Origin of the sequence: Mesobacterium pallidum, assembly GCF_019966535.1 — a bacterium.
GTDB lineage: Bacteria > Pseudomonadota > Alphaproteobacteria > Rhodobacterales > Rhodobacteraceae > Mesobacterium > Mesobacterium pallidum.
On sequence record NZ_JAIMID010000001.1, the window covers coordinates 361880 to 376140 of the forward strand.

13 protein-coding genes are annotated in these 14261 nt (G+C 67.4%); 6 read left to right on the forward strand and 7 right to left on the reverse strand.

From position 1 onward, the window contains the following. Positions 1–97: 97 nt before the first annotated feature. Together MF270_RS01620 and MF270_RS01625 are read left to right on the forward strand one after the other, a co-directional pair. Entirely contained in the window at positions 98–877 is a 780-nt protein-coding gene (locus MF270_RS01620) for a succinate dehydrogenase iron-sulfur subunit (RefSeq protein WP_238364098.1), read from the forward strand. A 118-nt stretch (positions 878–995) separates the two neighbouring features. Further along, entirely contained in the window at positions 996–3515 is a 2520-nt protein-coding gene (locus MF270_RS01625) for a calcium-binding protein (protein WP_238364099.1), read from the forward strand. 33 nt (positions 3516–3548) lie between these two features. Here MF270_RS01625 and MF270_RS01630 read toward each other — a convergent pair whose 3' ends face one another. Further along, entirely contained in the window at positions 3549–4166 is a 618-nt protein-coding gene (locus tag MF270_RS01630; RefSeq protein ID WP_238364100.1) for a hypothetical protein, read from the reverse strand. Between the two features lie 166 nt (positions 4167–4332). Here MF270_RS01630 and MF270_RS01635 point away from each other — a divergent pair, with 166 nt between their 5' ends. After that, positions 4333–5178 carry an urea carboxylase-associated family protein gene (locus MF270_RS01635; RefSeq protein WP_238364101.1) on the forward strand — a complete coding sequence of 282 codons (846 nt, stop codon included), beginning with the start codon at positions 4333–4335 and terminating at the stop codon, positions 5176–5178. 3 nt (positions 5179–5181) lie between these two features. Here the strand turns inward: MF270_RS01635 and MF270_RS01640 are convergent, their stop codons facing one another. Next, complete coding sequence (locus tag MF270_RS01640; RefSeq protein WP_238364102.1) at positions 5182–5940, reverse strand: PaaX family transcriptional regulator C-terminal domain-containing protein; 759 nt, start codon at positions 5938–5940, stop codon at positions 5182–5184. 177 nt (positions 5941–6117) lie between these two features. Then, positions 6118–8148 carry a phenylacetic acid degradation bifunctional protein PaaZ gene (paaZ, locus tag MF270_RS01645; protein ID WP_238364103.1) on the reverse strand — a complete coding sequence of 677 codons (2031 nt, stop codon included), beginning with the start codon at positions 8146–8148 and terminating at the stop codon, positions 6118–6120. 89 nt (positions 8149–8237) lie between these two features. Between paaZ and paaI the strand changes: the two genes are divergently transcribed. The 3 genes from paaI to MF270_RS01660 are packed head-to-tail and all read left to right on the forward strand — an operon-like array spanning position 8238 to position 10582. Further along, on the forward strand, positions 8238–8675 hold the full coding sequence (gene paaI, locus MF270_RS01650) for a hydroxyphenylacetyl-CoA thioesterase PaaI (RefSeq protein ID WP_238364104.1): 438 nt from the start codon (positions 8238–8240) through the stop codon (positions 8673–8675). After that, positions 8672–9982 carry a phenylacetate--CoA ligase PaaK gene (paaK, locus tag MF270_RS01655; RefSeq protein ID WP_238364105.1) on the forward strand — a complete coding sequence of 437 codons (1311 nt, stop codon included), beginning with the start codon at positions 8672–8674 and terminating at the stop codon, positions 9980–9982. The genes paaI and paaK overlap by 4 nt, the downstream gene beginning before the upstream one ends. Before the next feature lie 3 nt (positions 9983–9985). Further along, positions 9986–10582 carry a TetR/AcrR family transcriptional regulator gene (locus MF270_RS01660; protein ID WP_238364106.1) on the forward strand — a complete coding sequence of 199 codons (597 nt, stop codon included), beginning with the start codon at positions 9986–9988 and terminating at the stop codon, positions 10580–10582. A gap of 92 nt (positions 10583–10674) precedes the next feature. On the opposite strand, the gene MF270_RS01665 is transcribed toward MF270_RS01660, so the two are convergent. The 4 genes from MF270_RS01665 to MF270_RS01680 form a co-directional block, all read right to left on the reverse strand. Then, positions 10675–11706: a sodium:calcium antiporter gene (locus tag MF270_RS01665; RefSeq protein ID WP_238364107.1), complete on the reverse strand. Its 1032-nt coding sequence runs from the start codon at positions 11704–11706 to the stop codon at positions 10675–10677. A 339-nt stretch (positions 11707–12045) separates the two neighbouring features. Continuing rightward, on the reverse strand, positions 12046–12804 hold the full coding sequence (locus tag MF270_RS01670) for a Phenylacetic acid catabolic protein (protein ID WP_238364108.1): 759 nt from the start codon (positions 12802–12804) through the stop codon (positions 12046–12048). 7 nt (positions 12805–12811) lie between these two features. Continuing rightward, entirely contained in the window at positions 12812–13879 is a 1068-nt protein-coding gene (locus MF270_RS01675; RefSeq protein WP_238364109.1) for a 2Fe-2S iron-sulfur cluster-binding protein, read from the reverse strand. 4 nt (positions 13880–13883) lie between these two features. Beyond that, entirely contained in the window at positions 13884–14261 is a 378-nt protein-coding gene (locus MF270_RS01680) for a nuclear transport factor 2 family protein (RefSeq protein ID WP_238364110.1), read from the reverse strand.

Here is a 14261-nt window from a genome sequence, read left to right on the forward strand (position 1 = left end):
GCCCAGCACAAAGTTGAACGACCCGCGTCTTTCCCTGCCGGGGCAGGCGCGCTAAACCTCATCCACGGCCCCTGTGGCCCAGACGAAAGGGATCTCCATGGTTCAATTCTCGCTTCCCAAGAATAGCAAGATCCGCACCGGGAAGACCTGGCCCCGGCCCCAGGGGGCCAGCAACGTGCGGTCCTTCCACATTTACCGCTGGTCGCCCGATGACGGCGAGAACCCGCGCGTCGACACCTATTTCGTCGACATGGACAAGTGCGGCCCGATGGTCCTGGACGCGCTGATCAAGATCAAGAACGAGATCGACCCGACCCTGACCTTCCGCCGCTCCTGCCGCGAGGGGATCTGCGGATCCTGCGCGATGAACATCGACGGGATCAACACGCTGGCCTGCATCTACGGGCTCGACGAGATCAAGGGCGACGTCAAGATCTACCCGCTGCCGCACATGCCGGTGGTGCGCGACCTGATCCCGGACCTGACGCATTTCTACGCCCAGCATGCCTCGATCATGCCCTGGCTCGAGACCAAGACCAACCGCCCCGCGAAGGAGTGGCGCCAGTCCATCGAGGACCGCAAGAAGCTGGACGGTCTTTATGAATGCGTCATGTGCGCCAGCTGCTCGACCTCGTGCCCGTCCTACTGGTGGAACGGCGACCGCTACCTTGGCCCCGCCGCGCTGCTGCATGCCTACCGCTGGATCATCGACAGCCGCGACGAGGCGACGGGCGAGCGATTGGACGAGCTGGAAGATCCCTTCAAGCTCTACCGCTGCCACACGATCATGAACTGCGCCAAGACCTGCCCAAAGGGGCTGAACCCGGCCAAGGCCATCGCCGAGATCAAGAAGATGATGGTCGAGCGCGCGGTCTGACCGCCCCGCCGACACCAGATGCGAAAGGGCGCCCCGGAGGCGCCCTTTTTCTTGCGAATGTCATTTGTCGCAGGCCGCGCAGTTCGTTAGGCTGCCTCCATTCACCGGAGGAATTTTCATGCCCGTCAATCCATTGGACCTTGGTTACGTCTCGACCTTCCTGCCGCTTGGCGACGAGACTCAGGTCAACACCTATACGCTTAACGACCAGGAAAACAGCGATGTGGTCGTCCTGACCGGCGGCCGCTACGTCATCGCCTGGGAAAGCATGGGCCAGGACGGCGGCGACGACGGCATCTACGCGCAGATGTACAACGCCGACGGCACGGTCTACGGGGCCGAGTTCCTGGTCCCGGCGAACACCGCCTATACCCAGCAACTGCCGCAGCTTGTCGCGCTGAACACCGGCGGCTTCATGGCCATCTGGCAGGGCGTGGGCGAGATCGCCTACCAGCGCTTTGACGAGACAGGCGCGCGGGTGGGGCTCGAACTGACCGTCAACACCACGACCGCCTACACCCAGGACGAATTCACGGTGACCCAGGACGATGACGGCAGCTTTGTCGTCAGCTGGGAATCCTACAGCCAGGACGGCGACACCGGCGGCACCTACTTCCAGCGCTTCGACGGCAACGGCGGCAAGCTGGGCACCGAAACCCAGTTGCATACGTCGACCAGCGGCACCCAGCGCGACCCGGTGATCGCCGAGCTGAACGATGGCAGCTACGTCGGCGTCTGGCAGTCCCAGAACGTGGCCGCCCCCTACGAATGGGGCGTCTACATGCAGCGTTACACCAGCGGCGGCGTGGCCATCGGCGGCGAGACGGCGGTGGCGGACGAACTGGGCGCGACCGAGGGCGTTCCCTGGGTCATCGCGCTGTCGGGCGGCGGTTTCGTCGTCGGCTACCGCTACTGGCTGGATTATTACACCAAGACCTTCGACGCCTCCGGCACCGAGGTGGCGGGCAGCACCGTGCATGTCAGCAGCGACGCCGACGGCTCGGCCGGGGCGAACCTGACGCTGACCGCACTTTCCGGCGACCGCTTCGTCGCGACCTGGGAAACCAACTGGCAAGGGGGCGGGAACATCGCCTACCGGCTGATGACTGCCGATGGCTCGACCATAACGACCGGGCTCGTGCACGATGAAACGCTGGGCAACCAGTACGAGGCCGAGGTGCTGGCGCTGCCGCAGGGCGGCTTCATCGTCGCCTTCAGCTCGGAACAGGACGGGTCGCTCACCGGGGTCTACCTGACCCGCTTTTCCGACGACGGGGTGGCGATGGGCCATGTCGGGCCGGTCGAGTTCCAGGTCAACACCGAGACCACGGATTACCAGTTCGATCCGGCCATCGCGCTGGACGAAAGCGGCCAGAACCTTGTGGTCAGCTGGACCAGCTACGACCAGGACGGCAACAACGCCGGTGTCTTTGCACAGCGCGTCTCGATCTCGACCCTCGGCACCACGGGCCATGACCTGATGGACGGCACTTCGGGCGCCGATCACCTGGCCGGCTGGACCGGGAACGACACGCTGAACGGCTTTGCCCAGCATGACATCCTCGAAGGCGGGGTGGGCGCCGACCTGCTGAACGGCAACTGGGGCGACGACACGCTGATCGGCGGTCTGGGCGACGACACGGGCTTTGGCGGCGTCGGCGACGACCTGCTGCAGGGCGGAGAGGGCCTCGACAGCCTCGCGGGCGAGGGCGGCAACGACCGGCTCGAGGGCGATGCGGGCAATGACACGCTCGACGGCGGGGCCGGGGCCGACACCATGGTCGGCGGCACCGGGTCGGACGTCTACATCGTCGACGATGCCGGCGACGTCATCATCGAGGCGGCCGGGGAAGGTCGCGACAGCGTCGAGAGTTCGATCTCGATCGCGCTGTCGGACCTGAACCAGCAACTCGAGGACCTGACCCTCATCGGCACCGGCGACATGGACGGCGCCGGCAACGGGCGCCCGAACGTCATCACCGGCACCACCGGGCAGAACCTGCTCGAGGGCAAGCACGGCCGCGACAAGCTGATCGGCCTTGCGGGCGACGACACGCTTGACGGGGGCCTTGGAGGCGACCGGATGATCGGCAACTACGGCAATGACCTCTACATCGTGAACGACACCGGCGACTGGGTGGTGGAAAAGCTCTACCAGGGCCAGGACACGATCAGTGCCAACATTGAGCTGTCGCTGGCCCGGTTCGGCCAGGATGTCGAGCACCTGGAACTGACGGGCACGGCCGACATCAAGGGGTCGGGCAACGGCGTGGACAATTCCATCACCGGCAACGATGGCAACAACCTGCTGCAAGGCTTCGGCGGCGAGGATACGCTGGACGGCGGCGCCGGCAACGACACGCTGAACGGCGGGCTCGATGCCGACACCTTCGTCTTTACCGGCGAATTCGGCCAGGACACGGTCAAGGCGTTCGACGCGGTTGACGCGGAAAAGATCGACCTGTCGGCCCAGGCCGAGGTCGGCGGCTACTGGGACCTGATCAACAACCACCTCGTCGACCTGGGCGGCGAGGCGCAGATCGTCATCGGCGCCAACGCCATCCTGCTTGAAGGCGTGGCGGTGGCCGATTTCGGCTGGCTGCTGGCCTATTCGCCGGACGATTTCATCTTTGCCTGAACGGGCGGGGCGCCGCGCGGCGCCCCCTCCGGATCATTCGACCACGAAGCCGCCGGCATAGGCGCTGGCCGCGTCCGTGCCGTGGAATGCGCCGATGGCCTTGGTCGCGCCGATGGTGCCATCCAGCGTGCCGTCCACCCCGTCCACCGTCACCGTGCCGCCCAGGTCCTGGCCCGCATAGGTCCCGGCCACGGTCAGCGAACCCTGCGTGCCGGTCAGTGTCTGCGCGTCGAAATCGGCGTCGAGCGTGATGGTGCCGCTTTCCTCGGTCCAGGTGCTGACGATCTGGTCGTCGGCGTCCAGCGTGGCATCGCTCTTGATCAGGGCATAGTCGCCTGACCATTGCGCGGTGCCGCTGATCGGCGGATCGGCAAAGACCGAGGTCACCACCGTGCCCGCCTGCGCCGTCAGCACCGTGCCATCCGCGCCCACGACGGCGCCGAAGCCGTCGGTGCTGGCGTCGATCACCGCGACCTCCTTGGTGTCGGTCAGGCTGTGGGTGATCGTGCCATCGTCGGCCGGGGTCGCCAGCGACGACGTCGTGGTCAGCGTGACCGTGCCGATGCCGTCAAAGGGGTTGTCGCCATTGCCCTCGGTGCAGGCCGCCAGCGCGACCAGCGCCAGCGGCGCGAAAGGGGAAATCCTGCTCATGGGCCTGCTGCCTCTGTTTGGTTGAGAGCAGGATACCGCAGGTTGCCCGCGCCTCCAAAGCCCCCCGTGCCAGAAACCGGCCGGGGGAGTCCGCGGTGCCACACCCCGCTTTCCCTTCGGCCGCGCCGCGCCTAACCTGCGCCCGACCCAAGACCCCGGAGCCCCCATGTCCACGCCCCCATCCGACGCCGAGGCCCGCCGCGCCATCGCCCCCGTGATCTGCTATCCGACCGAGACGCTGCCGCGGCCCGACCTTTCGCTCTACCGCGCCGCGCTGGCAGGCGCGCGGGTGGTCAGCGAGACGCTTGCCCCGCCCCGCGATGCCGCGAGTTTCCGGGTCGAGGCAGGCCAGTTCTTCCGCATCTCCTGCACCGGAGGGCCGCAGGTCGGGGACCTGAACCTCTGGAACGCGCATGATCTCGGTGAGCGGTTCTACTCCGGCAAGACCCGCGCCCTGCATGGCACCCACATCACGACCGGGGAGCGCATGTGGTCGTCCTTCCCGACCCTGCGCCCCATGGCGACGGTGGTCGAGGATAGCCTCGACTGGTACGGAATCGACGCATATGGCGGCTCGGTCCATGACGTGATCGGCACGCGCTGCGATCCCTATACCGGGAACCTGCTGTCGGGCTCGCAATACCACCACTGCTGCCATTCCAACCTGACCCGCGCATTGGCCGATGCCACGGGGCTGTCGTTGCACGAGGCCGAGCCGCATGTTCATGACGTGCTTAACGTCTTCATGTGCACCGGCTTCACCCGCGACACCGGGCAGTATTTCATGAAGGCCAGCCCCGTCCGCCCCGGCGATGCGCTAACGTTCCTGGCGGAAATCGACCTGCTGGGCGCGCTCAGCGCCTGTCCGGGCGGCGATTGCGGGTCCGAGCATTCCTCGGACACCGCCGCCTGCCATCCGCTGAAGATCGAGGTGCTGGCGCCCGCGCCGGGCGCGCTGGAGGGATGGGAAAGCCCGCCCCCGAACGGCTACGACCGCAGCCACGGGCGGTGAGGCTCAGGCGGCGCCTTCCAGTTCCACCAGCGTCGGGCGGGGCAGGGCCGAGAGCGCGGTCATGACACGGGTGCGGGCCAGGGCGCCGTCCCAATGGGGCAGCAGTTGGTCGGGCAGGGGGCCGTGGCGCAGCCGCAGGCGCCGCCACTGGTGCAGGATCAAGAGGCGCAGGGTAACCGCCTCGATCATCGCCTCGGGCCAGCCGGATTGCGGCACGGCGCGGGCCAGCGCGGCATATTCGGCACACAGCGCGGCCGGGGCGATCTGGGCCGCGACCCAGTCCGGCAGCTTTTCCGCTGCGAAGGGCACGACGAGCGCCTCGTCGCCGAACTCCTCGCCGGGGGCGAGGGCCGAGCGGGCCGAGAGCTGCACCGCCTCGTCCGGCAGGCTTTCCGCGAAATCGGCGGCCGACAGGCCCGGGGGGGCAATCACGACGTTGACGGGGTCTGCCTCGGCCCCGGGGGCGGGGTAGATGACGGGGCGCGCGGCCACGGTCATCGCCCAGCCCGGCGCCGAAAGCCCGTAGTTGGACGACCGCCCGGACTTTTCCGAAATCACCCAGCCGTCGCGCCGCAGCCGGTGCAGCGCCACGCGCAGGGTCTGGTTCGAGATGCCCATCGGCCCCACCAGCCGGTCCAGCAGCCGGCCCGAAATGCGGTCGGTCTCGGCCTGGCACAGGTCGCCAAGGATGGTCACGACCACCGACCACGCCTTGAGCGTGCCGAGGCCCTGGAGATGTGCAAGTGTCTTCGCGGTGCTCATGCGATCGGTTCTAGAGCGGGTCGCGACAACATGGAACAGGGATAATGCAGCATGGGTGCCGGGGTGGACATTATCCTTCCCCGGCAATGGGTTGCCCTGCGACGTGCAGGTGACATCCGGCGGCGCGGCGGGGCAGGTCGAGCCCTCAGGTTGCGCCGCCGAACCCGGCGTCTCGCCTCAGTAGGCGTTCATGGTCAGCAGCTCGTATTCCGCCACCTTGTCGCCGTCCTGGTTGGTCAGCGTGACGTGCCAGCGCACCTCGCCGTACTCATCCGTGCGGCCGGTCTTCTGCTTGACCGTCAGGCGCACCGCGATGCTGTCTCCGGCCTGCACCGGCTTCATGAACCGGAGTGAGTCGAGCCCCGTGTTCGCCAGCACCGGCCCCTCGTTCGGCTCGACGAAAAGCCCGGCGGCAAAGCTCAGCAGCAGGTAGCCATGGGCGACGCGACCCGGAAAGAACGGGTTCCGCGCGGCGGCGTCCTCGTCCATGTGGGCGTAGAACGTGTCGCCGGTGAACTCGGCGAAATGCGCGATGTCGTCCAGCGTGATCTCGCGCGGCGCCGTGTGCAGCGTCTCGCCGATTGCCAGCTCACCGTACTTGCGGGTGAAGGGGTGGGCGGGGCCGGTCACTTCGGTGGCACCCGGCACCCACTTCTGCCCGATCGCGGCCAGGATCGCGGGAGAGCCCTGGATGGCCGTGCGCTGCATGTAATGCATGACGCCGCGGATGCCGCCCATCTCTTCGCCACCGCCCGCGCGCCCCGGCCCGCCATGGATCATGTGCGGCAGCGGAGAGCCATGGCCCGTCGATTCCTTCATCGATGAGCGGTCGTTGAAGTAAAGCCGCCCGTGGTGGCTGGCCGCGCCCAGCACGACCTCGCGCGCGACCTCCGGGTCATGGGTGATGACCGAGGCAACCAGCGAGCCGTCGCCGCGATTGGCGAGCGCGATGGCATGGGCGAGGTCGCGGTAGGGCATGATGGTCGAGACGGGGCCGAACGCCTCGGTGTCATGCACCCGCTGCGCGCTGTCGGGATCGTCGCAGCGAAACAGCATCGGCGGCAGGAAGGCGCCCTTGTCACGGTCCGCGCCGTTGACCTCGAACGTGTCGGGGTCGCCGAAGACGCGGGTCACCTCGTCGCCGAAGCTCGCGATCTTGTCCAGCACATCGGCCCGCTGCGCCCGGCTGACCAGCGCGCCCATGCGCGTTCCCTCGGCCTGCGGATCGCCCACGACGACCTTGGCCAGCTTGGCGCTGATCGCCTCCTGCACCGCACCCAGCTGCGCGGCCGGAACCAGAATCCGCCGAATCGCGGTGCATTTCTGCCCCGCCTTGGTGGTCATCTCGCGGGTGACCTCCTTGACGAACAGATCGAACTCCGGCGTCTCGGGCGTCACGTCTGGGCCCAGGATCGACGCGTTCAGGCTGTCCTGCTCGGCCACGAAGCGCACCGAATTGTCGAGGATCGCCGGCGTGCCCCGCAGCTTGCGCGCGGTGGCGGCGGACCCGGTAAAGCTGACCACGTCCTGGCTGGTCAGACGGTCCAGCATGTCGCCGATACCCCCGGTGACCAGCTGCACCGCGCCCTCGGGCAGCAGGCCGGAATCCACCATCAACCGCACGCAATGCTCGGTGACATAGCAGGTCGCCGTCGCCGGTTTCACGATGGCCGGAACGCCCGCCAGCAGGGTCGGCGCCAGCTTTTCCAGCATCCCCCAGACCGGGAAGTTGAAGGCGTTGATATGCACCGCAACCCCTTGCAAGGGCGTGCAAATATGCTGCCCAAGGAACGTGCCGTGTTTCGAGAATTGTTCGACCTCGCCATCGAGGTAGACATGCCCGTCCGGCAGCTCGCGCCGCCCCTTCGAGGCGAAGACCATCAGCGTGCCGATCCCGCCGTCGATGTCATAGGCGTGATCGCCCTGCGTCGCGCCCGTGTCGAAGCTGAGGTCATACAGCTCTTGCTTGTGCCGGCCCAGGTGCTGCCCCAGCGCCTTGAGCATCTTGGCCCGCTGGTGAAAGGTCATCGCCCGCAGCGCCGTCCCGCCGACGCGGCGCGCATGATCCAGCATTGCAGCCACGTCCAGATCGTCGTTCCCGGCCCGCGCGATCACCTCGCCCGTCACGGCCGAGGCGACAGACCGCGCCCCCGCCCCGGATGCCACCCACTCACCGGCCGCAAAGCTTGCCACGTCACGTATCGTCATTCGGAAAATCCTCCCTTGCTTGCCAACATAATTGACCGACCAGTCGGTTTATGCAAGATGAGTCGCGAGGAAAGCCGGGGGAGGCCCATATGACACCGCAGGATCGCGCCGAGAAATCGGCCGAGGCGCTCTGGCGCGAAGACTGGGCCAGCCAGGCCATGGGGATGGAGATCGTTTCCGTGGGCGAGGGCACGGCGCAGCTGCGCATGACAGTGCGCCGCGACATGTGCAACGGCCACGGCATCTGCCACGGCGGCATGACCTTTACCCTGGCCGACAGCTGCTTTGCCTTTGCCTGCAACAGCCGCAACCAGAACACCGTGGCGCAGCACAACATGATCTCCTTCCTGGCACCGGGCCGCGAAGGGGACGTGCTGACCGCCACCGCTTCGGAAGTCGAACTGACCGGCCGCAGCGGCATCTACGACATCGACGTCACCAACCAGGACGGCACCACAATCGCCCGGATGCGCGGCATGTCCCGCGCCATCCGTGGCCACCTCTTCGAAGAAGGGAGCGAAGAATGAAAGACCTGGCCCCGCGCAAGGAAGACCTGGACCCGATCGAGATCGCGTCCATCGACGAGATCCGCAGCCTGCAGCTGGACCGCCTGAAATGGTCCGTGCGCCACGCCTATGACAACGTGCCGATGTACCGCAAGCGGTTCGACGACGCGGGCGTGCACCCCGACGATCTGCAGCAGCTGTCGGACCTGTCGAAGTTCCCCTTCACCTACAAGACCGACCTGCGCGACAACTACCCGTTCGGGCTGTTCGCCGTCCCGCGCGAGCAGATCGTGCGGGTTCATGCCTCGTCGGGAACGACAGGCAAGCCGACGGTGGTGGGCTATACGCGGAATGACATCGACAACTGGGCCGACCTCGTCGCCCGGTCCATGCGCGCCAGCGGCACGCGGGCCGGGGACATCGTGCATATCGCCTATGGCTACGGCCTGTTCACCGGGGGCCTCGGCGCCCACTACGGCGCCGAGCGGCTGGGCGCCACGGTGGTGCCCGTCTCGGGCGGGATGACCGAACGGCAGGTGACCCTGATCACCGACTTCAAGCCGACCACGATCATGGTCACGCCGTCCTACATGCTCAACATCCTCGAAGGCTTCCACAAGGCCGGCCTCGACCCGCGCGAAAGCTCGCTGAACGTGGGGATCTTCGGCGCCGAGCCCTGGACGGATTCGATGCGCAAGGAGGTTGAGGCGGCCTTCGACATGCACGCCGTCGACATCTATGGCCTCAGCGAAATCATGGGGCCGGGTGTGGCCAACGAATGCGTCGAGACCAAGGATGGCCCGACCATCTGGGAGGACCACTTCTTCCCTGAGATCATCGACCCCGAAACTGGCGAGACCCTGCCCGACGGCGAAGAGGGCGAACTGGTCTTCACTACCCTCACGAAAGAGGGCCTGCCGATGATCCGCTACCGCACCCGCGACCTGACGCGGCTGCTGCCGGGCACGGCACGGTCGATGCGGCGCATGGCCAAGATCACCGGCCGGTCGGACGACATGATGATCCTGCGCGGCGTCAACGTCTTTCCGACCCAGATCGAGGAACAGGTGATGGCCACCGGCGGCCTCGCCCCGCATTTCCTGATCGAACTGCACACCTCGGGCCGCATGGACGCCATGCGGGTCCATGTCGAGGCGACCCCTGACGCCGCCGACGAGGCGTCGCGCGCGGCCTCGGCCCGGATGCTGTCCAAACGCATCAAGGACGTGGTGGGCGTGTCGACGGAAGTGGTCGTGGGCGATCCCGGCGCGGTCGCGCGCAGCGAGGGCAAGGCCCGCCGGGTTGTCGACAACCGGCAAAAGGGCTGACCTGTGGCGCGGACCATCGCCAAGGACCACGACGAGAAGCGCGCGCAGATCCTCCGGGCCGCTGCGCGCGTCTTCGCCACCGAAGGGTTCGACCGCGCCTCGATGGTGCAGGTGGCCGAGGGCTGCGGCATCTCCAAGGCCAACCTCTACCACTATTACGGCGGCAAGGATGCGATCCTGTTCGGCATCCTCGACGAACATCTCGCCACCCTGCGCGACCGGGTCTGCGGGCTGGACCTGTCGGGGATGCCGCCGGACGAGGCTTTGCAGACCTGCCTGCGCGAGATCCTGCTGGCTTACGAGGGCGCGGATCACGAACACCGGTTGCAGGTCGATTACACCGACAAGCTCGCGCCCGAGCAGCAGCAGGCCCTGCGCGGCTACCAGAAGGAACTGGTCGGGTTCGTCTCGGCCCTGTTGATGCGCAACGCGCCGCAGGTCTTTTCCGCCGATGCCGAAAAGCTGCGCGCGGCGACCATGTCGGTCTTTGGCATGTTGAACTGGTTCTACATGTGGAACGCCGGCGCCGATGCTGCGGAGCGTCAGCGCTATGCGCAGCTGGTCACGCGGATGACCCTCGGTGGCTTGCCGGCCATCTAAGGCGTTTCGGGATCGTCAGAGCTGGCATCGAACATGGCCCGAGACCGCGGCGTGTGGCAGGGCATTTTCGAGAGCATCCTATCCCGAAGCGCCTAGCCCGCAGTCACTTCCACCGCCACGGCGCTGGCATAGATCGCCATCATCAGCACGCTCTCGACCCCGATCCGCGCCGGCCCCTCGCGCTGGCGGATGATCAGCCCGCCCAGCAGCACGCCGGTCATCAACATGCCGGTCGCCAGCCAGTAGAGGTCGTTCATGCCGACGGCGTTGTAGATCGACCCGTCGCGATAGGCGATGTCCGAAAACACGAGGAACAGCGTGTCGAAGGTGTTGCCGCCGATGATTCCGCCCACGGCCAGCTGCAGCGCACCCTTGCGCACGGCGACGATGGTGGTGACCAGCTCGGGCAGGGAGGTGACGACTGCCGTGACCAGCGCGCCGACCAGGCTGGACGACAGCCCGAACCGGGTGATGAAGGCGCCGCCCACCTGGCTGATCACCCAGCCGCAGGCCGCCATGATGGCAACGAGGCCGATGAAGCCCATGGCCGGCTTGCGCGCGCTCTTCTGCGCCTCGGCCTCGCTTTCGGGTTCGTCGTGGCGCGTCTCGCGGGTCTCGACCGGCGTCCACATCGGCTTTTCGGTGACCGAGGCCGATATGCGCACCCCGGCGAGATAGGCCAGGAACAGCACGATCGAGACCGGGTGCACGCCGAAATAGGCGATGTCGGGCCCGGACATGGCTGCGATGGGCAGGCTCAGCAGGACGATCAGCAGCACGGCCTGGAACAGGTTCGCGGGCTCTGCGGCCGCATGTTCGAGGTTGGCGCGCTTGTGCAGGAGGTCTGCGATGGCCAGGAACAGCGTCTGCGCGGCGATCCCGCCCACCGCGTTCGACACGGCGAAACTCGCATCCCCCGAGGCCGCGGCCGTCACCGACACGACGACCCCCGACAGCGAGGTCGCCCCGCCGAGGATCAACCCGCCCGCCATCGCCTCGCCCATCCGGCTGCGGTCCGCGATGATGTCGGCCAGGTGCGTCGCGCGGATCGAGGCGGCAATCACCGCGCCGCCTGCGACGGCGAAAACGACAAAGAGCAGCGTGAGGGAAAGATCGTCAAACATCGCCGGTCAACCCGCCGCCCCCCGCATTGTTCCGCGCATTCCTGCGGTCAGGTGCCCCGTCCTTTGGGCGCCGCGTCCGTGGCGATGCCGGATTGAGTGTTTGGAGAATAGTGAAAGCAGGGGCGCCGATCCCTCTTCATCTTGCCGATAAACTCCGGGGGTATGGGGGCTGGCCCCCATGTCCGCCCCTTCAACCCGGTGCGCGGCCCCTGCCTTTGCCGCACGCACCCAGGCGCGCATTCCCTCTTCATCTTTCCGGAAATATCCTGGGGGTGTGGGGGCCGGCCCCCACTTGTCCGGCGTTAGGGCGCCGGCCCCTCCTTTCGGCCCAAAGCGCCGTCAGCCGGCGGGAACTTCCAGCGCCTGCGCCTTCAGCGCGGCTCCGGCGCGCAGCTCCCAGGCCGCGCGCAGATCGGCGTTGGAGCTGTGGCGCAGGCCGAAGCCCTGCAGCATCGCCAGCTTGTCCGAGCTTTCGCGCCCGAAGGACGTCGCCACCCGCGGCCACCAGTAATCGACCGACGCCTGCACCTCGCCGCCCTCGGACAGTAGCAGCGCGATCCCGGCAGCGGCGAGCTCGGTGTGGCGCGCCTCGGTGGGCCTGATCTCGCGGAAGGTCTCGGCCAGCGGCTGGTACGACAACTGCCCCAGCTCGCCCAGCTGGATGTCGACCGCCATGCCCATCAGCCAGTTCATCACTACCGCGTCGGCCCAGCCGGTCAGCGGGTAGTTGAAGACCGACAGCCGCATGTCGTGGTCGATCCGGGTCGAGCCGACCTCGGCCCCGCGGTCCAGCCGCGCGGTCCAGGGGTGGTGCGACACGTAGCGGTCCGTCGCCGCGCCGAATTCGCCCATCAGCTTCAGCACCTTGCCGGCATGGGCCGTCTTCTCGGCCACGATCCGGGCGGCGGCGATGCGGCCTTCGATCCCGGCGGCATCGTTGATCCGGTCGGCGAACCCGGCGGCCCCGGCCAGCTCGCTGTCGACGAAGATCGCCATGATCTTCATCAACTCGGCCCGGTAGCGGGCGGGCACGTTGGCGGGGCTGGTGAGGCGGCCGCCCCGGGCCAGGTAATCCTCGATCTTCATGGTCTCGGTCATGGCTGCCTCACTGGTCGTAGTCGACGACGACGCGGTCGGTCACGGGGTAGGACTGGCAGGACAACACGTAGCCCTTGGCCACCTCGTAATCCTCCAGCGCGTGGTTGGTCAGCATCTCGACTTCGCCCTCGATCACCTTGCAGCGGCAGGTCGAACAGACCCCCGCCTTGCAAGCGTAGGGTGCATCCATCGCATTGGCCAGTGCCGCGTCGAGGATCGACTGGTCCTTGTCCATCTCGATCGTCCGGGTCGAGCCGTCAAGCGTGATGACCGCCCCCGTGCGGGCGGCGGCGCTGGCCTCGGCGCTCACGGCCTTGCGCTTGGCGCGGCCGGGCTGGGAGGAGGCGAAGAGCTCGAACCGGATCTGGTCCTCGGACATGCCGGCGGCGCGCAGGGCGGCCGCAATGCCCAGCATCATCGGCTCGGGCCCGCAGATGAAGGCGGTGTCCACCGCCTCGGGGTCGATGAAGCCCGAGGCGAAGAGCTGCGCGCATTTCTCTTCCGTCACGCGGCCGGTGAACAGCTCGATCTCCTGCGCGTCGGTTTCCAGTACGTGGATCACCGACAGGCGGCCGAGGTAGCTGTTCTTGAGGTCCTCGAGTTCCTCGCGGAACATGATCGAGGTGACAGCGCGGTTGGCATAGACCAGCGTGAAGGTGGAGCGCGGCTCGCGCGCCAGCACGGTGCGGATGATCGACAGCACAGGCGTGATGCCCGACCCGCCGGCGAAGCCGAGGTAGTCGCGGGCGGCGCCCGGTTCCAGCGGCGCGGCGAAACGGCCCATGGGGGGCATCGCCTCGATCCGGTCGCCGACCTTCAGCTCTTCGTTGGCCCAGGTCGAGAACGCCCCGCCATCGACGCGCTTGATGCCCACTTGCAGCACCCCGTCGTCGAGGCCCGCGCAGATGGAATAGCTGCGGCGCAGCTCCTCGCCGTCGAAATCGCGGCGGAAGGTCAGGTATTGGCCCTGGGTAAAGCCGAAGTCTGCCCCGTCCTCGGGGCGCAGGGTCACCACGACCGCGTCGCGGATCGTCTTGTGAATATCGGTGACTTCCAGCGGGTGGAAACGCGCCATCCGGTCATCCTTTCCGTGGTTCGCAATGGAACAGTTTTGCCGTGATGATCCACGACCCGTCGGCCCGTTGCAGCAGGTGAAAGTGGTTCTCGAAATCCGCGCCCCAAAGCGCGGTTTCCGTGATCGCGGCCCGGGCCACCCGGCCGGTCACTGCAACATCCCCGATCTGCGCCCGGTAGCCCGGCCCGGCCGGGCCTTGCCCGACCCGGTCAAAGAACGGCGCAGGCCTGCCATCGCGGCAGAGATCGGGGCCGAGCCATCCGGCCAGCATCGCCTCGGGATGGAACAGGTCGCGCATCGCCGCCGCGTCGCCATCGCGCGTGGCGTCGATGTAGCGGCGCATGATGTCGGTCACGGCCTCAATATCGGCGGTCTGGGTCAT

Excerpts from the sequence above, each read along its gene's own strand:
- paaZ (WP_238364103.1), bottom strand. The coding sequence starts at position 8,148 with ATGACGATACGTGACGTGGCAAGCTTTGCGGCCGGTGAGTGGGTGGCA.
- MF270_RS01665 (WP_238364107.1), bottom strand. The coding sequence starts at position 11,706 with ATGTTTGACGATCTTTCCCTCACGCTGCTCTTTGTCGTTTTCGCCGTC.
- MF270_RS01635 (WP_238364101.1), top strand. The coding sequence starts at position 4,333 with ATGTCCACGCCCCCATCCGACGCCGAGGCCCGCCGCGCCATCGCCCCC.
- MF270_RS01630 (WP_238364100.1), bottom strand. The coding sequence starts at position 4,166 with ATGAGCAGGATTTCCCCTTTCGCGCCGCTGGCGCTGGTCGCGCTGGCG.
- MF270_RS01620 (WP_238364098.1), top strand. The coding sequence starts at position 98 with ATGGTTCAATTCTCGCTTCCCAAGAATAGCAAGATCCGCACCGGGAAG.
- paaI (WP_238364104.1), top strand. The coding sequence starts at position 8,238 with ATGACACCGCAGGATCGCGCCGAGAAATCGGCCGAGGCGCTCTGGCGC.
- MF270_RS01670 (WP_238364108.1), bottom strand. The coding sequence starts at position 12,804 with ATGACCGAGACCATGAAGATCGAGGATTACCTGGCCCGGGGCGGCCGC.
- MF270_RS01675 (WP_238364109.1), bottom strand. The coding sequence starts at position 13,879 with ATGGCGCGTTTCCACCCGCTGGAAGTCACCGATATTCACAAGACGATC.
- MF270_RS01625 (WP_238364099.1), top strand. The coding sequence starts at position 996 with ATGCCCGTCAATCCATTGGACCTTGGTTACGTCTCGACCTTCCTGCCG.
- MF270_RS01640 (WP_238364102.1), bottom strand. The coding sequence starts at position 5,940 with ATGAGCACCGCGAAGACACTTGCACATCTCCAGGGCCTCGGCACGCTC.
- MF270_RS01680 (WP_238364110.1), bottom strand. The coding sequence starts at position 14,261 with ATGACCCAGACCGCCGATATTGAGGCCGTGACCGACATCATGCGCCGC.
- paaK (WP_238364105.1), top strand. The coding sequence starts at position 8,672 with ATGAAAGACCTGGCCCCGCGCAAGGAAGACCTGGACCCGATCGAGATC.